General features: G+C 73.4%; 17 protein-coding genes. 2 read left to right on the top strand and 15 right to left on the bottom strand.

Annotated features, from left to right (window positions below):
* Window positions 1-287: 287 nt before the first annotated feature.
* The 8 genes from RMN57_RS36955 to RMN57_RS36915 all read right to left on the bottom strand — a co-directional run bounded on the left by RMN57_RS36955 (window position 288) and on the right by RMN57_RS36915 (window position 7,036).
* The gene (locus tag RMN57_RS36955; RefSeq protein WP_313767673.1) at window positions 288-680 is read right to left on the bottom strand and encodes a hypothetical protein; all 393 of its coding nucleotides are present in this window, start codon (window positions 678-680) and stop codon (window positions 288-290) included.
* A gap of 53 nt (window positions 681-733) precedes the next feature.
* Window positions 734-1,003, bottom strand: coding sequence for a S26 family signal peptidase (locus RMN57_RS36950; RefSeq protein WP_313768089.1), 270 nt, complete (start codon window positions 1,001-1,003; stop codon window positions 734-736).
* A gap of 124 nt (window positions 1,004-1,127) precedes the next feature.
* Window positions 1,128-1,997, bottom strand: a complete 870-nt coding sequence (locus RMN57_RS36945) for an alpha/beta hydrolase (protein ID WP_313767672.1) — start codon at window positions 1,995-1,997, stop codon at window positions 1,128-1,130.
* 53 nt (window positions 1,998-2,050) lie between these two features.
* Entirely contained in the window at window positions 2,051-3,214 is a 1,164-nt protein-coding gene (locus RMN57_RS36940) for a glycosyltransferase family 1 protein (protein WP_313768088.1), read from the bottom strand.
* Between the two features lie 89 nt (window positions 3,215-3,303).
* A complete protein-coding gene (locus RMN57_RS36935) occupies window positions 3,304-4,434 on the bottom strand; it encodes an acyl-CoA desaturase (RefSeq protein ID WP_313767671.1) in 1,131 nt (376 codons plus the stop codon).
* Between the two features lie 594 nt (window positions 4,435-5,028).
* The gene (locus tag RMN57_RS36930) at window positions 5,029-5,418 is read right to left on the bottom strand and encodes a VOC family protein (RefSeq protein ID WP_313767670.1); all 390 of its coding nucleotides are present in this window, start codon (window positions 5,416-5,418) and stop codon (window positions 5,029-5,031) included.
* Window positions 5,419-5,786: 368 nt separating this feature from the next.
* Window positions 5,787-6,419 (bottom strand): DUF6191 domain-containing protein, encoded by a 633-nt coding sequence (locus tag RMN57_RS37170; RefSeq protein WP_380237507.1) that lies wholly within the window; start codon window positions 6,417-6,419, stop codon window positions 5,787-5,789.
* Window positions 6,420-6,439: 20 nt separating this feature from the next.
* A complete protein-coding gene (locus RMN57_RS36915; protein WP_380237509.1) occupies window positions 6,440-7,036 on the bottom strand; it encodes an HD domain-containing protein in 597 nt (198 codons plus the stop codon).
* A 124-nt stretch (window positions 7,037-7,160) separates the two neighbouring features.
* Here RMN57_RS36915 and RMN57_RS36910 point away from each other — a divergent pair, with 124 nt between their 5' ends.
* Entirely contained in the window at window positions 7,161-8,393 is a 1,233-nt protein-coding gene (locus RMN57_RS36910) for a cytochrome P450 (protein ID WP_380237511.1), read from the top strand.
* A 267-nt stretch (window positions 8,394-8,660) separates the two neighbouring features.
* Window positions 8,661-9,056 (top strand): hydroxyphenylacetyl-CoA thioesterase PaaI, encoded by a 396-nt coding sequence (gene paaI / locus RMN57_RS36905; protein ID WP_313768085.1) that lies wholly within the window; start codon window positions 8,661-8,663, stop codon window positions 9,054-9,056.
* Between the two features lie 21 nt (window positions 9,057-9,077).
* On the opposite strand, the gene RMN57_RS36900 is transcribed toward paaI, so the two are convergent.
* From RMN57_RS36900 to RMN57_RS36870, 7 genes are all read right to left on the bottom strand, one after another.
* Window positions 9,078-10,331, bottom strand: coding sequence for a phenylacetate--CoA ligase family protein (locus tag RMN57_RS36900; protein ID WP_313767668.1), 1,254 nt, complete (start codon window positions 10,329-10,331; stop codon window positions 9,078-9,080).
* Window positions 10,332-10,420: 89 nt separating this feature from the next.
* Complete coding sequence (locus tag RMN57_RS36895; protein WP_313767667.1) at window positions 10,421-11,332, bottom strand: SDR family NAD(P)-dependent oxidoreductase; 912 nt, start codon at window positions 11,330-11,332, stop codon at window positions 10,421-10,423.
* Window positions 11,329-12,621 (bottom strand): MFS transporter, encoded by a 1,293-nt coding sequence (locus RMN57_RS36890; RefSeq protein ID WP_313767666.1) that lies wholly within the window; start codon window positions 12,619-12,621, stop codon window positions 11,329-11,331. The genes RMN57_RS36895 and RMN57_RS36890 overlap by 4 nt, the downstream gene beginning before the upstream one ends.
* Window positions 12,618-13,883: an AMP-binding protein gene (locus RMN57_RS36885; RefSeq protein ID WP_313767665.1), complete on the bottom strand. Its 1,266-nt coding sequence runs from the start codon at window positions 13,881-13,883 to the stop codon at window positions 12,618-12,620. The genes RMN57_RS36890 and RMN57_RS36885 overlap by 4 nt, the downstream gene beginning before the upstream one ends.
* Window positions 13,880-14,911, bottom strand: coding sequence for a hypothetical protein (locus tag RMN57_RS36880; RefSeq protein WP_313767664.1), 1,032 nt, complete (start codon window positions 14,909-14,911; stop codon window positions 13,880-13,882). The genes RMN57_RS36885 and RMN57_RS36880 overlap by 4 nt, the downstream gene beginning before the upstream one ends.
* Complete coding sequence (locus tag RMN57_RS36875; protein WP_313767663.1) at window positions 14,908-16,368, bottom strand: lysine 2,3-aminomutase; 1,461 nt, start codon at window positions 16,366-16,368, stop codon at window positions 14,908-14,910. Before RMN57_RS36875 ends, RMN57_RS36880 begins: the two co-directional genes overlap by 4 nt.
* A 208-nt stretch (window positions 16,369-16,576) precedes the next feature.
* Entirely contained in the window at window positions 16,577-18,304 is a 1,728-nt protein-coding gene (locus tag RMN57_RS36870; protein ID WP_313767662.1) for a class I adenylate-forming enzyme family protein, read from the bottom strand.
* Between the last annotated feature and the right edge of the window lie 109 nt (window positions 18,305-18,413).

The following is an 18,413-nucleotide window of genomic DNA, read 5'->3' as shown; positions in this document are numbered from 1 at the left end:
CCGGAATCGGTGACCGCCTTGACCCGGTGGTGGGAGCCGGACGGCTTCCGCGTCCACCGTCCGGCGAAGCCTCGCCTGGGCATGCGAAGGCAGCCTCCTGACGCAAGGGGGGCTGTTAAGCACAGGACGAAGCCGGCGAACCCCAGGCCGGACGGTTCGTCACCCATGCGAGCCGCGACTGACGCGAGCACCACGCCCACGCGATCCCAGGCACCGTCGCCAGCCACGACCGACAGACGCTCAGCTCACATGCGCGAGCGGCCACGCCGATCCTGCCGATGTCGAGCCTACGTCCGGGCAGCGTTCAGCTGCCACCACGAGGCGTCCCGCTCAAGATTCTCAAGAGCTTGGGACCTCTGCTCGATGTGGTCGATGAACTCGGCCGGCAGTCTGACTCCGTGGTCGAGGACGTAGTGGGCGAGCCCTTCGGGCCAGAGGTAGTAGCCGTCCGTGAGATCACGGGAGCCGTTGAGACGCGTGCACAGCCTGCATCTTGATGAGCCCATCCAGGACGCCGCGACCTGTCCGTGGTCCAAGTAGTCTGCGACCCACAGGCGTTCCGCCTCGTCCCAGACCGGATCGACGAGATCAACAGGATTCGGCAGCGTCCGGTTCTCCGACGGCCCCCAGAATCCGAGCAGCCTCAGGGGACGGTCGGCATTGTCGCGCGGCTCAGACATTCCCGAAAGCCTTCACTGGCAACGGCTGTGTGTCGCCCCGGTGTCCGGGGCCGTCACGAACGGACCTTGGTGGCGGCGGCGGTTCGAGGGGTGCCATCGACGGCTGTGCAGATGCCGTAGACGCGGTCGTGGGTCGTCCAGCCGTTGATGCGGCCGCGGTTGTTGCTGATCTGTACGCGCTTCCTCGCCGGGTCGAGGGCCGATACCAGGTGCAGGTACACCGTACCGGCGACGCGGGCCAGGACGATGTCCCCGGGTTCCAGCTTCGACGGGTCGACCGGGGCGACGACCACCTGCTGCCGGCTACGTATCAAGGGCACCATCGACGAGCCACTCGGACGGAATTCGACCGTGGCCCCGTCGACGACCCTGGTAGCCACTGCATCCAATGCACCCATCCTGTGATGGTGGCAGAGCCGGCCGACTCCGCCCAACCGATTTTCGGCGTCAATACATGGGCGACGACGGGCGGCGGGATTCGGCGATCAGGGCGCGGAGGGCGTCGGCCACGGCGGTGGGGCGTTCCTGCATGGCGACGTGGCCGACGCCCGGCAGGGTGAGCAGGCGGGCGTCACGGAACGCGGCGTAGCCGCGGGCCGCCGTGCGGAAGGAGACGAGGCGGTCGTCCCGGCCGTAGACGAGCAGGGTGGGTGCGTGGACCTGTCGCGCCTGGTGCCAGGCCGAGGACGGGCCCCGGCGCAGGTGGGATCGGACCACGGCGCGCACCCCTTCGGCCAGCATCCCCTGGGCGTAGGGGAGTTCGGCGCGGCGTGCGCGTTCTCGTGCCTCGGTCGCGCGCTGCTCCGGGCCGACGAGGCCGGGGTCCGCGTAGATCAGGCGGTAGAGCTCGTCCAGCTGCCGGTCGGGGCTCTGGGCGGACAGCAACCGGCTGTACAGGCGCGGGGCGCCCGGCAGGCCGAGCAGGGACACCCGCAGGGCCCGGGCCGGCGGGACGGCCGGGAGGACCGGGGAGACGAGCGTCAACGTGGAGACCAACTCGGGTCGGCGGCAAGCGAGATGGAGGGCCACCAAGCCGCCGAGGGAGTTGCCGACCAGGTGCACGCGACGGTGCCCCGTCCCGTCGAGGTGGCTCGCCACGGCCGCGGCCTGGCGCTCGACGCTGACGACGCCGTCGGGCGGGGGCGCCGACCGTCCGAAGCCCGGGAGGTCGAGGGCGAGGCAGTGCACGGTGGCGCGCAGGCGGTCGATCAGCGCCGCCCAGTTGTGGGTCCACCCGCCCAGCCCGTGCAGGAACACGGCGGTGTCGGCGGCCGGAGCGGTGCCGGGCACGTACTCGGCGGCGAGGGGTTCCTGCATGGTGGTCCGTCCTCCGAGGCGGGTTCGGTCGGTCGTCGTCTGCCGTCGGTTGCTCAGCGCCGCAGGACGCCGGCCGTCTCCGCGACGACGAGCCGGTAGTGCCCGACCAGCCGGTCGCCCACCGCCTCCCAGCTGCGTTCCACCACCGCGGCACGGCCTGCCCGTCCGAGGGTCGCCCGCAGCACCTCGTTCCGGGCGAGCCGTTCCACCGCCTCCCGGAACCCCGCGCCGGCACCGGGCGGAACGAGGAAGCCGGTGCGCCCGGGGTCGACGAGGTCGAGTGGTCCGCCCGCCGCCGGGGCGACGACGGGCAGGCCGCTGGCCATCGCCTCCTGGATCGTCTGGCCGAAGGTCTCGAACGGCCCCGCGTGTGCGAACACGTCGAACGAGGCGTAGAGCTGGGCGAGTTCGTGCCCCGACCGGCGGCCGAGGAAGACCGCGTCCGGCAGCGCGGCCTCCTGCCGGGCCCGGCAGGGTCCGTCTCCGACCACCACCAGCCGCACGCCCGGGATCCGGGACACCTCCGCCAGCTGCTCGACCTGCTTCTCCGGCGCCAGGCGTCCGACGTACCCGACCAGGACCTCGCCGGGGCGGCCGAGTCGGCGGCGGACGGCCTCGTCGCGATGGCGGGGGTGGAACCGTGCGCAGTCGACGCCGCGCGGCCACAGGTGGACCCTGGGGACGCCGTGTGCCACCAGGGCGCCCAGCGACGCCCGGGACGGGGCCAGCGTCCGCGCGGCCGCGGTGTGAATCTGCCGCAGCCGCCGCCACGCCAGCCGGGCACCTGCCGCGCCCGCCACCGGCAGGTAGGTCGCGGCGTAGGCGGCCAGGTCGGTCTGGTAGACCGCCACCGAGGGGACCCCTGCCCGGCCGGCCGCCGCGGCTGCGCTCGCCCCGAGGACGAACGGGCCGGCCAGGTGGACCACGTGCGGGCGGTGCCGCTCGATGGCGTCGGCCACCTGCCGCCCCGGGAGCGCGATCCGCACCTCGGGGTAGCCGGGCAGCGGCACCGACGGGACGCGGACCACCTCGTAGCCGTACGCCGCATCGCGGCCCCGCCCCCTCTCGCTGCCGCCGTTCGGGCCCCGTCGTGCGGTCTGCGCCGCCGGTGCCACCACGACCGGGGTGTGCCCGCGGGCCACGAGGTGCTCGGCCGTCCTGAGCACACTGTGGGCGACGCCGTTCAGCTGCGGGGCGAAGGACTCGGTGACGATCACGACCCGGAGCCGGTCGCCGTCGGCGGCCGGCCCGGGCGCGAGGGGCGTCGCCGGCGCGGACGGAACGGCGAGCCCGTGCGGGACGCCGCTCACCGCGCGACCCCCGGTTCCGGCAGGGGCTCCGGTACCGGAACGATCTCGGGTGCGGCCTCTGACGCCGCCCCCGCTGCCGGGCGAGCCGGGCGGCCCGGCCCCACGCCGACGGATCGGCCGACCTCGCGCAGGTCCCCCAGGATCGCCCGGAACGAAGCGGCCAGGCCCGCCTCGCAGTACGGCACGCCGACCTCCGCGCAGTAGGCGCGCACGATGCGCGAGGCGGGGCGCAGCGCCGCCACCGGCATGGCCGGGAAGAGGTGGTGCTCGATCTGGTAGCCGAGGCCGCCGAAGAGGAAGTGGACGAACCGGCCGGCCTTCAGGTTCCGGGAGGGCAGCACCTGGCGGCGGAGGTAGTCGGCGCGCTCCGCGTCCGGGTCGGTCATCGGCATGCCCTTGTGGTTCGGGGCGAAGATGCACCCGAGGTACACGCCGAGCACCGCCCCGCAGAGGGCCGCGAAGGCCAGCGCCTGGAGCGGTGAGAGCACCGCCGTCAGCAGGGCCGCCGCCAGCGCGTAGTGCAGCGCGGCGAGGGTGCGCTCCAGGACCGGGTGCCGGACGGTGCCGCGGGTGAGGGTCAGGCAGGTGGCGGCGACGAGGCCGAGCGCCTGCAGCGAGAGCAGCGGGAAGAACAGCTCCGCCTGGTAGCGGGCCACCAGTCGTCTCAACCCCCGTGTCCGCCGGGCCTGTTCGACGGTCCTGGCGAAGAGGACGGCGTCGGCCGCCGGGTCGTGGCCCTCGCGGTTGGGATGCGCGTGGTGGCGGTTGTGGTCGGCGACCCACCAGCCGTAGCTCATCCCGACCACGAGGTTGCCCAGCAGGATGCCGGCCAGGTCGGTGGTCCGGCGGTCGGCGAACACCGCCCGGTGGGCGATGTCGTGGCCGAGGAGCGCCAGCTGGCCGAGCACGAGGGCGAGCAGGGGCGCGAGGCAGAGCTGCCACCAGCTGGCGCCGAGCGTGACGAAGCGGGCCAGGAGCAGTGCCAGGGCCGCGAACAGCGCCGCGCTCCGGCAGGTGTAGTAGAGCGGGCGCCTTCGCAGCAGGCCGGCGTCCGAGACGCGCCGGTACAGCTCGGCGAAGTCGTCGTGCCGGGTGGTTCCGGCGGTCGGGGTGTCCTGAACGGTCATGTCACCATCCGGTCTGGGAGCGCTCCGGTCGGTCGTGGCCGCCGCGCGGCGCGGCCCCGGGCCGGGCGGGCCCCAGCGTTCCGTATACACCCCGTCTTTGTCCCGTCCCGGCCCGTGTCGCGCCCGAAAGCGGCTCGATCGGACGGGAAGCGGCCCCCACCACTCCGATGTGCGTCCGACAGTCGATCATGTGGTCGGTCGTCCGCGCCCACGGACAAGGAGTGGCGGCTGCCGTCCGGCCGGCTACTACTGCATCAGTTCGGTGCGGGGGTGCTCCGGCGACACCGGGCAGATGCAGACCTGCTGTCGGTAGCCGCTGCCGATCCGGACCGCGGTCGCTTGCCGCGGGCCCGCACCACGTCCAGTAGGAAGCCCCCGTCGAGGTGCGGGACGTCGCAGTACGGCCACGGCTCGTCGGCGGGCCGCAACAGAGGCCCGCCGACCGAAGTGTCATGTGGTGACGGAACCCCGGGGCGGGGGTGCGGTCGGGTCGCCGTGCGTGCCAGCGGAGCCAGTCGAGGAAGCACAGCGGTGACGTCGAGGGGCCGCGGCGGGGTGGGCTCTGAGCCGTCCGTCCCCGGGCCCGGCGGCTCGCTAGCTGCTGTGCAGGATCTGGATCAGGTTGCCGCAGGTGTCGTCCAGGACCGCCGTGGTGACCGGGCCCATCTCCCGTGGCTCCTGGGCGAAGTGCACCCCGAGCGCGCGCAGCCGGTCGAACTCCGCCGGTACGTCGTCCACGGCGAAGGAGGCGGCCGGGATGCCGTCCCGGACCAGCGCCGTCTTGAACGGCTGGACGGCCGGGTGGCCGGACGGCTCCAGCAGCAGCTCGGTCCCGTCGGGATCCTCCGGTGACACCACCGTGAGCCACCGGTCCGTGCCGCCCAGCGGGACGTCGTGCTTCTTCACGAAGCCCAGCAGCTCGGTGTAGAAGCGCAGCGCCTTCTCCTGGTCGTCGACGAAGACGCTGGTGAGGTGGATCTTCATGGGGGGGCTCTCCGGTGCGTCGGGCCTGCGCCATCGGGTGGCGATGCGCTCGGGAGTTCGGGGATCGCGCTCAGGCTATGCGCCGTGCCGCGGCGCACGGCCGCGGGGAGGAACACCCGGACGGGACTCCACTCGATCGGCGCAGCAGGCCGGCCGCGGCCTGCCGTCGCGGCTTCGGGCGGCCGGGGGCGTGCTTGGTGGCCGCAGGCGAGGCGGGGATGGTTCATGAGCCGGCCGGGCGTTCGCTCGACGGTCCGACAGTTCCTCGCCCCAGGAGTCACCTACACACCCTGCGATCCATTGACCTGGGTGAATGGAGAACTCTCATTGGAGTTCCGGAGGTGCGAGTGTCGAGGCGATCAATTCCGTCAGCCGGGCTTGCGGTCGGTGCCGGTCGGCTGCTTCGGGAGCACGATAACGGCGCGGCCCGCGTGTAGGTCGACGGTCGAGCGGGGCGGTGCGGCATCGCCCTCCTCGTCGCGGCGCATTGCCTCGGCAGAGCGTTCCTCCAGCTCAGCGGCTTTGCCGGTGTTCACTGAGCCGGTGAAGACGTCCAGGGCCACGGTGGACACCGAAGGCGCGCCGCCGACCCGGCTCAGCTGGCGCCGGAGCCGAGTCGGGACCAGCCTCGAACCGGCCAGCTGCCGAAACGCCGTCGAGGCGAGCGCGAACAGCACCACCGCCAATGCCAGGCCGGGCAAGGTGAGAGCGAACGCGATGACCATCGACCCGTGACCCCCATTGCACGACGCTCCCTGCATCGTGTTCCGACCGACAAACGGCCCGTACCTGAACGGTGGTTCCCCGAACGGGTTCGCCGCGACAAGGTGGACAGCCAGGAGCAGGCCGAGGGTGTCGGTGATGATGAACCGCTTGCGACCCTTGACCTTCTTGCCCGCATCGAAGCCCCTGGTGGTGACCGGGACGGTGTCGGCGGTGCGGACGGACTGCGAGTCGATCAGCCCCGCTCTCGGCTCGGCGTTTACGGCCGTCGGCTTCACTAACCCGGCTCCTGAGGACGTCATGGATCCGCTCGACCCGCGGTCTGATAGGCCAGGCGCTCGTCGGCGCCGTCGCCGATACGTGTGAGGACTTCGTCGAGGTGCATGTACTCCTCCCACGCGGGCCGCCCGCCGGCTCGGGAGAGCTCGGCCACGACGCGGTCTTCGAGGTCGGGGACGCGCTTGTTCTTCCAGACCTTGTCGGCCAGGCCCACGATCAGGTCCTCGATCCCGACGCCCGGGGCGTTCCAGGAGGCGTGGGTGGCTGCGAAGCGGGCGAGTTCGGCACTCACCCCGTGCTCGACGAGCGGCTCTCGCCCGGCCTCCTCGTGCTCCGCGCCGGGGCCGGAGAGTTCGGCGGGGTGGAGGATCTTGCCGATGTCGTGGGTTGCCGCGCCGTATAGCACCGCGCCCCGGGCGAAGGGCAACTCCGGGTGCTGCTGCTCCAGCCGGTCGACGAGTTGCCGTGCGACGTCGTGAACGGCTCGCAGGTGGGCGACGAGGCGAGGTGGAGCATCCAGCCGTTGCAGCAGCTCGGCCACCGCCCGGGGCAGCGGCCGAAGCGGTGGCTCGTGCGTGTCGTCAAGGCCGATCGACAGTACGTTCACGGTTGTCACCGCGTCAGGGTAGCCACCCGGTGTTCGCGAAGCGGAGGGGAGGAGGGTCGGGGCAGGCGGTCTTCCGCGGGGCGGGGGTTCGTAGAACGCTACGAGCTGCTGACCGCACCCGAAGGGAGCCCGCGTGAATCCGCCGCTCGTCCTCGATCCTGCCGGCCGTGACCGTGACGCCGAGAGCGCCGTCCTGCACACCAGCTCCGCCACCCGCGTCGACATCCTGGGTGTCCAGGCGTGGGCGGTCGCCGATCCGACCGTCCTGCTGTCGCTGCTCAAGGACCCGCGCGTCTCCAAGGACGCCCATCAGCAATGGCCGCAGCTGCCCGAGGTGGTCGGCACCTGGCCGCTGGCGCTGTGGGTGGCGGTGCGGAGCATGTTCACCGCGTACGGCCCGGACCACCGCCGGCTGCGCCGGCTGGTGAGCGGCGCGTTCACCGCCCGGCGGATCCAGGCGCTGCGCCCGCGGATCGAGCAGATGGCCGCCGACCTGCTGGACGAGCTCGCCGCCATGCCCGCCGGTGCGGCCGCCGATCTGCGCGAGCGCCTCGCCTACCCGCTGCCCATCCGGGTGATCAGTCACCTGATGGGGTTGCCCGAGCACCTGCAGCACCAGTTCCGCAGCAACGTCGACAACGTCTTCGACACCACTCTCACCGCCGCGCAGGCCCACGCCAACACCGAGGCGCTGTACGCGATGCTCGCCGAGCTGAGCGCCACCAAGCGTGCGGCGCCCGGCGACGACATGACCTCGCTGCTGATCGCCGCCCGCGACACCGAGGGCGACGGGACCGCCCTGACCGAGCAGGAGCTGCTCGACACGCTCCTGCTGGTCATATCCGCGGGCTACGAGACCACCGTCAACCTCATCGACAACGCCCTCACGGCGCTGCTCGGCGACCCCGGTCAGCTCGACCACGTCCGCGCCGGGCGGGCCTCGTGGGGCGACGTCGTCGAGGAGAGCCTGCGGCACAGCGCCCCGGTGGCGCACCTGCCGCTCCGGTACGCCGTCGCGGACGTCGAGCTGCCCGACGGCCTGACCATCCCGCGGGGCGACGCGATCCTCGCCTCGTACGCCGCCGCCGGCCGCCACCCTGCCGTGCACGGCGAGGACGCCGACGCCTTCGACGCCCTGCGCGCCGTCAAGGACCATCTCGCCTTCGGCAACGGGGTCCACTTCTGCCTCGGCGCACCGCTGGCCCGGATGGAGGCCGAGGTCGCGCTGCGGCTGTTCTTCGAACGCTTCCCCGAGGCCGCCTTCGCGCCCGGCACCCGGCTGCGGTCGCTGGAGTCGCTGATCTCCAACGGCCACCAGGAGCTGCCGGTCGCTCTCGGCCCCGACCGGGCGGCGCACCGCCCGTAGGCCGGGCAGGCCAGGCGATCGGCGTTCACCCGGGGACCGTTGACAGCCCGTCACGGTGATCGGTGTAATGCGTGTGCCGCCGCACGACGCACGTGCGGCACGTGCGGCACACACGGCACGTGGGGCGGCACACCGACCGTTTCGGGCTGTTCCCGGGGGAAGCAGGAAGTCATGGGCGCGGACAGCACGAACAGCGGCGGCACGAGCAGCGGCAGCACGGACCACGACGCCGCGCAGACCGCGGGAGCGGCCGGGCTGAACGCCCGGATGGCCGCGCTGTACGAGCGCGACGAGACCTGCCGGGGCCTGGGCATCGTGCTCGACGAGGTGTCCTCCGGGCGGGCGCGGATGCGCATGACGGTGGGCCCGGCCATGGTGAACGGCCACGGCATCGCGCACGGCGGCTACCTCTTCCTGCTCGCCGACGCGGCGTTCTCCTACGCCTGCAACAGCTACGGTCCGGTGACGGTCGCTCAGGCGGCGCAGGTCACCTTCCTGGCTCCGGCGGCGGTCGGGGACGAGCTGACCGCGGAGGCGGTGGAGCGGGTCCGGTCCGGGCGGAACGGGGTCTACGACGTGACGGTGCGGAACTCCGCGGCCAAGGTGGTCGCGGAGTTCCGCGGGCAGAGCGTGATGCTCGCGGGGAGGCCGCACACCGGCTGACCGCCACCCGCCGTCCGCCGATCAGGCCGGCGGGCGCTCGTCCACGACCTGCTGGAGCTTGCCGGTGCGCGGGTTGGTGGTGAGCCCGGAGCGCGGCACCCACTCGACGCCGAGGTGGTGGATCGCGCCGGCGGCGACCTCCTCGGGGTAGAGCGGGCGGGCCCGGTACACCGCCTCGACCAGCCGCTCCCCCAGCCCCGGCGGGGGCTCCTCGGTGCAGCCGAGCCGGAGGATCAGACCGTCCTTCCCGTCCCAGCGGCGCTGGACCAGCTGCATGCCGGAGATGGCCCGGTCCGGGTCGTTGGCGACCAGGACGTCGCGGATCTCCTCGGTCGGCATGGCCACGGTGCCGACCCGGGCGCCCTCGACCGACCGGCCGACCAGCCGGAACCGCCGGCACTCGCCGTCGATCCACTCGGCGCGGTCGCCGGTCGGGTAGCGCAGGATCGGCATCAGGGTGCGGAACAGGTTGGTGACGACCACCCGGCCGGCCGTGCCGGGCGCGGTGACCGGCTCACCGGTGACGTCGTCGACCAGCTCCACCACGGTGCGGTGGGCGAACGCCTCGTGCACCCGGACGTCGTCGCCGGGCACCGGGGCGCCGACCAGGCCGGCGTCGACCGAGGCGTAGCCGATCGAGGCGACGGCCGCCCTGGGGAAGGCCCGGGCGAGGATCGGGCGCAGGTCGGCGAAGAGCAGGTCCCCGCCGAAGAGCAGCAGTTCGACGCGTTCGGCGGCCTTGCCGTGCTTGACCAGGTGCTCGGCGACGGAGCTGAGCTTCATCGGCTCGCCGGCCAGCACGTCGACGCCGAAGTCCTCGATCAGGGCGGCCACGTAGGCGTCGGGGGCGGCGGCGACCGGGAGCCGGACGTTGTCGACGGGCGCGTGGTGCAGGGCGTTCTCGATGTAGAGGAAGCCGCCGTACAGCTCGCCGGCGCAGAAGAGGTTGGCCACCCGGTGGCCGGGGCGCAGGCCGGCCTGGACGAGGCCGGCGCCGAAGGCGGTCACCGAGTCGGCGTGCTCGGTGCGGGTCCAGGGGGAGAACTTCGGGACGCCGGTGGTGCCGCCGGTCTTGTAGACGCCGGCGTCCGTCAGCGGACCGGTGAGCAACCGGTTGTCCGGCCAGGAGTTGGCGGCCCAGAAGGCGGTCTGCTCGATGACGGGGAGCTGGTGGAGGTGCTCGACGCGGGCGGGCAGGTCCCGGTAGAGCTCGGCGTAGAAGGGCGAGTTGCGCCGGGCGAAGTCGACCAGCTCGGGCAGCGGTTTGGCGGGCACGGGGCTCTCCTCGGTGGGGCGGCCGGATTCGGGACGACCGATCCGGGCGGGGCGGCCGGACGCGGAGCGGCCGGTCCCGGCGGGCGGGTTCAGCTGGACTCGGGGCGGCCGATCCAGGTGCGGGCGAGGGTCTGGACGGCGGCGCCGTCCGGGTCGGCGAGCTTCTGTTCCAGGTAGGCGGCGGCCCAGTCGTTGGTGGGCACGCGGAAGGCCGGCCGTTCGGCGCGCAGGGTGCGGACGACCACCTCGGCGACCTCGCGGGCCGGCTGTCCGGCCGCCTCCCAGCCCTGGCCGCCGACCCAGGCGAGGTAGTCGGCGAAGGTGGGCGCGTAGGGGCCGGAGGCGGCCTCGATGGTCCTGCGGTTGATGTCCGGGAAGACGCCGAACTCGGTGTCCGGTACGAAGCCGGGGACGACGACGGAGACTCGGACGCCGTGGGCCGCGGCGACCGGGGCGAGGCTCTCCATGAATCCCTCGACGGCGAACTTGGCCGCGCAGTAGGCCTCGTTGAAGGGCTGGCCGACGACGCCGTGGACGCTGCCGATGGTCACCAGCCGGCCGCCGGAGGCGCGCAGCATTGGCAGGGCGGCGCGGCTGACGGCGATGACGCCGAAGAAGTTCACCTCCAGGTTGGCCCGCAGGGCGTCCATCGTGGACATCTCCAGGGTGGGGTCGAAGTTGGAGACGCCGGCGTTGTTGACCACCGCGTCGAGGCGGCCGTGGGTCTCGGCGACGCCGTCGACGCAGGCGGCCACGGAGGCGGGGTCGGTGACGTCGAGCGGGCGGACGTCGAGGGTGGCGCCGGCCCGGGCCGCGGCCGCGGTGAGCGCCCCCGCGCGGGCCGGGTCGCGCAGGGTGGCGACGGTGGTGAAGCCGGCCCGGGCGGCCGCGACGGCGGTGGCCAGGCCGATGCCGGAGGAGGTGCCGGTGATCAGGACGACCCGGCCGCTCGTGGCGCCGTCCCGGTCAGCGCTCGCGGCGCCCTCCGGACCGGCGCTCACGGCGCCGTCTCCGTCAGCTCGGGCGCCGGGTCGGCGGGCTGCTTCCGTGCCCGCTCGGCGCCGTCGAGGCGAGCCTGGATGCCGAGCGCGGGCAGGAAGGAGCAGGCGGCCAGCAGGGTGCCGCCGACCATGGTCCAGCGGGCGGCGTCCAGGATGCCCAGGGGGCCGGTGAGGGCCGAGACGGCGAGGCCGCCGACCAGGGCCGCGAGCGGGATCACGCCCCAGGTGACGGTGCGGAACGCCGCGTGCATCACGCCCTGGTGCTCGGCGGACATCCGGGACTGCCGGGTGGGCGCGCTGCAGACGTTGATGCAGGACATGAAGAAGCCGTAGCAGCCCATGGTCACGGCGATGACGGGCCCGGCCGGCAGCGCGGGCGCGGCCAGCACGCCGAGGCCGACCAGGCAGTGCAGCAGCAGGGACCAGGCGAGCGTGCGACCCAGGCCGAACCGTGCGCTGATCCGCGGGGCGACCACGGCGCCGGCCAGTGCGCCGACCGCGCCGACGGACATGGCGGCGCCGAAGACGCCGACCGAGACGTCCAGGCCGCGGTAGGCGAGGACGGGCAGCACGGTCACGAAGACCGGTCCGCCGCAGTTGAGGGTGACGGCCGCCAGCACCACGCGGCGCAGCACCGGGTCGGACCAGTTCAGCCGGAAGCCCGCGGTCAGCCGGTCCCAGACGGTGCCCTCGACGACCGCGCGCTCGCCCCACGGGCTCATGTAGCGGAAGCAGGCGGCGGAGACCAGGTAGCTGGCGGCGTCCACCAGCAGCGCGGCCACGCCGAGCGCGCTGTAGAGGGCGGCGGCGATGGAGGGGCCGGCGACCTCGGCGACCGAGCCGCTGCCCTCCAGCCGGGAGTAGGCGCGGACCATCTGGTCCTCCTCCACCACGGCGGGCACCGCGATGAGGTAGCCGATGTTGAAGAAGATGGTCGCCCCGCTGATCACGGCGACGCAGCAGAACAGCAGCGGGGTGGAGAGGACGTCCAGCCAGTGGGCGACCGGGATCACGGCGACGGCGGCCAGCCGGATCAGGTCGCAGGCGAGCATGGTCCGGCGCTTGTTCCAGCGGTCGACGAGGACGCCGGCCACCGGCCCGAGCAGGGGGATGCCGAGGTACTGGGCCATCGCCACGATGCCCACCTGGAGGGCGGAGGCGTGCAGGACGAAGATCATCAGGGTGGGGACGACGAAGACGGTGACCCGGTCGCCGACCACGCTGACCGTCTGTCCGGCCCAGAACAGGTTGAAGCCGCGCCCCAGGTCGGCGGGGCGCCCGGCCTTCACGCGTCCTCCTCGTCGGCCGCGCGGACCACGAAACCGGCGGTCTTGCCGGTGCGGTCGTTGCTGACCAGCTCCTCGACCGCGCGGACCCGGAAGTTCTCCGGGTCGTGCTGGAAGGCGGTGCTGAGGGTGAAGGTCGCGGAGAGGAGCTCGGTGCGCAGCCGGGCCGTGTCGACGGCGGCCTCGCCGGCGGTGCCCGGTCCGCCGCTGCCGTGGGTGAGCAGCAGCACGTCGACGCCGGTGGCCCGGCCGCCGTGCTCGGTGATCACGACCTGGGCCCGGGAGACGCCGGGCTCCCGCTCGGCCCGGGCGACCAGCTCGTCCACGTGCAGGCCGAGGCCGCGGACCTGGACGACGCTGTCGCGCCGGCCCAGTACGCGCATCGCCCGTCCCGGCCGCCCGCACGGGCAGCTGGTCAACTCCCCCGCGTCGCCGGTGCGGTAGCGCAGGACGGGGTTGAGCATCTCGGGGTTGAGGGTGGTGAAGTCCAGCAGGCCGTCCGGGCCGACGTGGACCAGCTGTTCGGGCAGCGGGTGGAAGGTGTCCGCCGGGCAGTCGGGGGTGTTGGTGCCGACCACCCACGTCTCGGTGGAGCCGAACATGCCCCAGCGGCGGGCCTGCGGTGCGACGGCCGCGATGTCCTCGGCGAGCTGCGGCTGCCAGGCCTCGCCGAGCCAGAGCACCTTGCGCAGGGCCGGCAGCTTCAGGCCGGCGGCGCGGGCGTGCGCGAACCAGAGCCGCAGCACGCTGGGCGTTCCGCCGATCGCGGTGGCCCGCTGGTCGGCGAGGAAGCCCAGCCAGTCGCCGTACTCCTCCCGGGTGACCGAGCCCAGCGCGATCACCCGGCAGCCGGCCAGGTCGGCCAGCGCGGCGGCAAGGAAGTGTGCGCCCCACATCCGGCCGGCGCCCCAGGCGTTGACGAAGGTGTCGTCGCGGTCGAGCGGCTGCCAGTGGGCGTGCACCCCGGCCATGTAGAAGCCGGTGGGCGCGTAGCCGACCTTGGGGGCTCCGGTGGAGCCGCCGCTCTGGAACAGCCAGGTGGCGCCGGTCGCGGCGCGCGGCTCCAGGTGGGCGAGGGCGACGTTGAGGTCGTCCTTGACCAGCGGCGGGAGGGCGGCCAGCTCGTCGAGGGTGGTGAGGTCGGCGGGCCGGTCGGCGTAGCGCGGGGCGAGCGCGGGCACCGTCCGCAGCAGGCCGAGCGCACGGGCGGCGACGGACAGGTGCGGCTCGGCGGCCTCGGGCGGGAGGGAGAACGCGTCGGTCATCGCGGGTCCGTCCGTGGGGTGGTGGGGGTCTGGTCGGTGAGCCACTTGGCGTGGCCGTCGCGGTAGGCGGTGAACCGGGCGCGGGTGATGTCCCGTTGGAGGGTCCGGTCGGGGTCGGACCAGTCGGGGGCGATCACACCGTCCGGCTCCAGCTCCGAGAACCAGTACCGCTCGCCGTCGTACAGGAAGTCGACGCAGAAGAACGGGATGCCCAGCTTCTCGGCGAAGTAGCCGGTGGCCTCGGCCAGTTCGGGCGGCACGGGCGGGAACTCCATCGCCCCGCCGCGGCTGGCGTTGGCGACCGGCGAGCCGGGTTCGGGGATCCGCTTCATCACCGCGTAGGGGCGGCCGTCGACCACGTAGACCCGGTAGTCGACGGTGCCGTCACCGAGGTAGGGCTGGGCGACTAGCGTGGTGTCGCCGCCCTGGGCGAGGCTGGCCAGGCCGCGGATGTCCTCCGGTCCGCGGGCGAGGTTGATCCCGCCGCCGCCGCACCAGCCGGACGGCTTCACGATGGCCGGGTAGGTGAGGTTGCCGAGCGCGACCTCGTACTGGTGCTTGCTGATGTCGCGTCCGGTGCCGATCCGCACCGTCGGGATCGGCGGCACCGGGGAGTCGGCCAGGTGCAGTACGGTGGCGAGCTTGTCGTTGCCGATGAGGGAGATGTGCGGCGGGAACGGCAGGTAGAAGCCGGCCTGGTCGAGCACGGCGTAGAGCGCGTACTGGTTGAAGATGTCCATCGCCTGGTAGGGCAGCGAGTAGAGCGCGGTGATGAAGAGGGTGTCCTGCGGGGTCACCGGCTCCTCGTCGACGTAGACCACCGGCCGGGCCGGGTCGGTGGCGTCCACGGTGACCGCGTCGGGTGCGTGCCGGCACCAGGTGAGGCCCAGCTCCTCGGCGGTCTCCGCGTAGAGGTCCCAGAAGAAGTGGTGCCAGGTGGCGGTCATCCGGGTGGACTCGCGGTCGGGGAAGATCCAGCACATCCGGCGCAGCGGGCCGGGGTCGTGGGCGGGGCTGGTGGGGTTCACCGTGCTCCTTCCGGGGTGGTCTGCGGGGTCGGGGCGGGCCGTGGCGCCGGGACGGCCAGCGCGGTCGGGGCGGTTCGGGCGGTCTGGGCGGTCGTCTGTTCGGACCACCAGCGGCGGCCGGCCTCCGGGAGGGTGTCCACCGGGTCGTAGTACGGGTGGCGCCGCTCCAGCGGCGTCCCGCCGGCGGCGCGGACCTCCAGCTCGGTGCGGTAGTTCTTGGTCCAGTACGAGATGCCGCGCTCGCGGTCGTACCCGACCGCCTGGTGCACCCAGCGCTTGCCGAGGTTCGGCACGTCGCAGACCAGCCGCGGGGTGGCGTAGCCGGGGAGGTAGCCCATGATCGCCTCCTGGAGCCGCTGCGCCTCGTGGACGCTGGTGCGCCAGTGCTCGGCGTTGGGGATCATGTCGCAGAGGTAGAAGTAGTAGGGCAGGATGTTCGCCTCCCCCTGCAGGGCGAAGCAGAGGTCGAGCAGGTCGTCGGGGGTGGCGTTGACGCCGCGCATCAGCACGCCCTGGTTGCGTACGTCCCTCACGCCCGCTTCCAGCAGCGCCCGGGCCGCCTCGGCGACCAGCGGGGTCACCGACCGCACGTGGTTCGCGTGGGTGTGCACGGCCAGGTTGACGGCCCGCCGGGCGGCCACCTCGGCCACCCGGTGGACGCCTTCGAGGACCTCCGGCTGCAGCCAGTGCTGCGGCAGGCCGACCACCGACTTGCTGGCCAGCCGGATGTCCCGCACGGTCTCCAGCTCCAGCAGCCGCAGCAGGAAGGACTCCAGTTGCGGCCAGGGGACGTTGGCGAGGTCACCGCCGGAGACGACCACGTCGCGCACGCTGGGCGTGCGCTTGAGGTAGTCGAGCATCAGCTCCTGCCGGTGGACCGGCCGCAGCACCAGCTTGGCCTTGGTGACCTGCGGCGTGGACGTGCCGACCAGGTCCATCCGGGTGCAGTGCCCGCAGTACTGCGGGCAGGTGGAGACCAGCTCCGCCAGCACCTTGGTCGGGTAGCGGTGGGTCAGCCCCTCCACCACCCACATCTGCGCCTCGTGCAGCGAGTCGCGCTCGGCCTTGGGGTGGCTGGGCCACCGCGGGTGCCGGTCGGCGCGCACCGGCAGCATGTAGCGGCGTACCGGGTCGGCCAGGAAGGCCGCGGTGAAGGCGTGCCGCTCGGTCGGGGCGTCGGCGGCCATGGTGTTCAGCATCTGCGGTGGCAGCAGCATCGACATGGTCGCGAACTCGGCCTGATCAGCGGCAAGTTGCCCGTAGAAGGCGTCGGTCAGCAGGTCGCCGACGACGGCCCGCAGCTGCCGGGCGTTCTTGACGCAGTGCGCCCGCTGCCACTGCGCGTCGCGCCACTGGGCCTCGGTCACGCCGCGCCAGCCCGGCAGCCGGCGCCAGTCCGGCTCCACCAGCACCGTCCGGACGTACTGGTACGGCTGCCGGGGCCGCGCGGCGCCCATCGGCGTTTCGCTGCGCGGGAGTTCGGCGCGCGGGAGTTCGGAGCGCGGCGGCTCGGGACGGGCGGGATCGGGACGGGCGGGATCGGGACGGGCGGGATCGGGACGGGCGGTTTCGGTGCGCTTGGACTCCGGGCGCGGGGACTCCGGGCGCGCGGGTTCCGGGCGCGCGGGTTCCGGGCGCATGGGTTCGGGGCGGTCCATCCGGGCGCTACTGGCCGGCGAAGAGGGTCGCGAAGCGGGTGCGCAGTTCGCGCTTGAGCACCTTGCCGGTCGGCCCCAGCGGGAACTCCTCCGCCGTGCGGGCGATCCGGACGGCGGCCAGCGTGGCCAGGCCGGCGCCGGCCAGCGCCTTGTTCGCGGCCTCCAGGACGTCCTCGGCGCGCACGCCGGCGGCCTCCGCGGCCGCCTGCAACTGAACCACCGCAATGGGCCGTTGGACCTCACCAGCCGCGCCGGGGACACCGATCACCGAGCAGTCCCGCACCAGTTCGGCGCAGTCGGCGAGCAACACCTCCTCGATCGGCAGGCTGTAGACCGGGCCGGCCGCGGTGTCGATGACGTCCACCGTGCGGTCCAGGTGGTAGAAGCGGCCCTCGGCGTCACGCCGGGCGACGTCCCCGGTCAGCCAGTAGCCGGCCAGCTCGAAGCTGCTGGTCAGCCGGGCGTTGTTCCAGTAGCCCGGGGTGCGCGAGGGCGTGTCCACCGCGAGCAGTCCGACCGTGCCGTCCGGGAGCTCCGCGCCGTCCTGGTCGAGGACGGCGGCCCGGCGGACCACCTCCAGCGGCTTGCCGACGCAGCGGTCGTCCCGCGCGCTCTCCGGCGTGGTCACCTGGCCGAACAGGGCCATGCCCATCTCGGAGGACCCCAGCCCGTCGACGAACTGCGAACCGGGGAGAGCGGGTTGCTCGGCCTTCTCACGCGGCAGCAGCCAGGGCCGGATCAGCCCGGCCGGCCGCTCCCCTAGCTGGACCAGCCGGCGGATGTGCCCGTAGTGCGCGCTGTCGCCGGTGTTGAACCACGAGTGCACCTTGGCGGCGCCCTGCACCGGCAGCTCCCCGGTGGCGAGTTCGACGAAGGTGCGCGGGAAGGACGCCACCATCGTCGGCTGGAACGCCTCCATCACCGGCTCGACGACCGGGCGCCGCCAGTCGGCCATCACCACCGTCGGCAGGCCCAGCAGGGTCGCGGTGAGGAAGTAGCTCAGGCCGCCCGCGTGGGTGTGCGGCATCAGCGACATCAGCCGGTCGTACGGCTCGGCCGGGAAACGCACCATGCGCGGCTGCTTGCCGTCCCAGAACTGCCGGTGCGCCAGCATCGTCGACTTGGGCGTGCCGGTGGTGCCGGAGGAGTGGATCAGCGCGACCACGTCGTCCGCCGCGTGCCGGTACGGGTACGCCTCGGGCAGCCCGTCGGAGGCGTCCGCGTCGAAGGACTGCACCTCGGCGGCGAGCGCGAGGAACCGCGGCCGGCGCTGCGGGTCCTGGCGGTAGGCGGCGGCCAGGCGGGTGGTGTCGTCCGCGACCACGCCGACCACGCCCACGTGGTTGAGGTAGCGCACCATCACGTCGTGCCGCATGGCGTCGTTGACCAGCGCCGGGACGGCACCCAGCGCGGTCAGCGCGAGGAAGTGCAGCAGCGGCTCCAGGCCCTCGGCGATCACCACGGCCACCGGCTCGCCGGGGCGCACGCCGTTGGCGTGGTACCAGGCGGCGTACCGGTCGCGCAGGGCGGCGAGGTCGAGCAGGCTGTGGCCGCGCAGCACGACGGCGCCGCGGTGGTCGGTGTGGTGGCTGTAGGCGAAGGGGACCGCACGGTTGGGGTTCACGGCGATCGCGTGGTCGAGGAAGTTGCCGGCGCCGAGGTCGGGCTCGGCCATCAGCCGCTCGCGGGCGGCGAGGGGCGCGACGGGACTCTGGTGGGAAAGCTGCTCGCTCATCGGGGTCTCGCAATCGTGAAGGGGTGGCTCGCGGCCGGCTCCGGTGGAGCAGGCGGCCGGACGGGCTCAACTGCGGGGTGGGGCAGGGCGATCCGGCGCTCGGTGCCCG

Origin of the sequence: Kitasatospora sp. CM 4170 (assembly GCF_032110285.1) — a bacterium.
Taxonomy (GTDB): Bacteria; Actinomycetota; Actinomycetes; order Streptomycetales; family Streptomycetaceae; genus Kitasatospora; species Kitasatospora aburaviensis.
This window is presented reverse-complemented; position numbering and strand designations above follow the sequence as displayed.

Bases quoted from the DNA above. Each gene is read 5' to 3' on its own strand.
- RMN57_RS36955 (WP_313767673.1), bottom strand. From the start codon at position 680: ATGTCTGAGCCGCGCGACAATGCCGACCGTCCCCTGAGGCTGCTCGGA.
- RMN57_RS36950 (WP_313768089.1), bottom strand. From the start codon at position 1,003: ATGGTGCCCTTGATACGTAGCCGGCAGCAGGTGGTCGTCGCCCCGGTC.
- RMN57_RS36945 (WP_313767672.1), bottom strand. From the start codon at position 1,997: ATGCAGGAACCCCTCGCCGCCGAGTACGTGCCCGGCACCGCTCCGGCC.
- RMN57_RS36935 (WP_313767671.1), bottom strand. From the start codon at position 4,434: ATGACCGTTCAGGACACCCCGACCGCCGGAACCACCCGGCACGACGAC.
- RMN57_RS36930 (WP_313767670.1), bottom strand. From the start codon at position 5,418: ATGAAGATCCACCTCACCAGCGTCTTCGTCGACGACCAGGAGAAGGCG.
- paaI (WP_313768085.1), top strand. From the start codon at position 8,661: ATGGCCGCGCTGTACGAGCGCGACGAGACCTGCCGGGGCCTGGGCATC.
- RMN57_RS36885 (WP_313767665.1), bottom strand. From the start codon at position 13,883: ATGACCGACGCGTTCTCCCTCCCGCCCGAGGCCGCCGAGCCGCACCTG.
- RMN57_RS36875 (WP_313767663.1), bottom strand. From the start codon at position 16,368: ATGGGCGCCGCGCGGCCCCGGCAGCCGTACCAGTACGTCCGGACGGTG.
- RMN57_RS36870 (WP_313767662.1), bottom strand. From the start codon at position 18,304: ATGAGCGAGCAGCTTTCCCACCAGAGTCCCGTCGCGCCCCTCGCCGCC.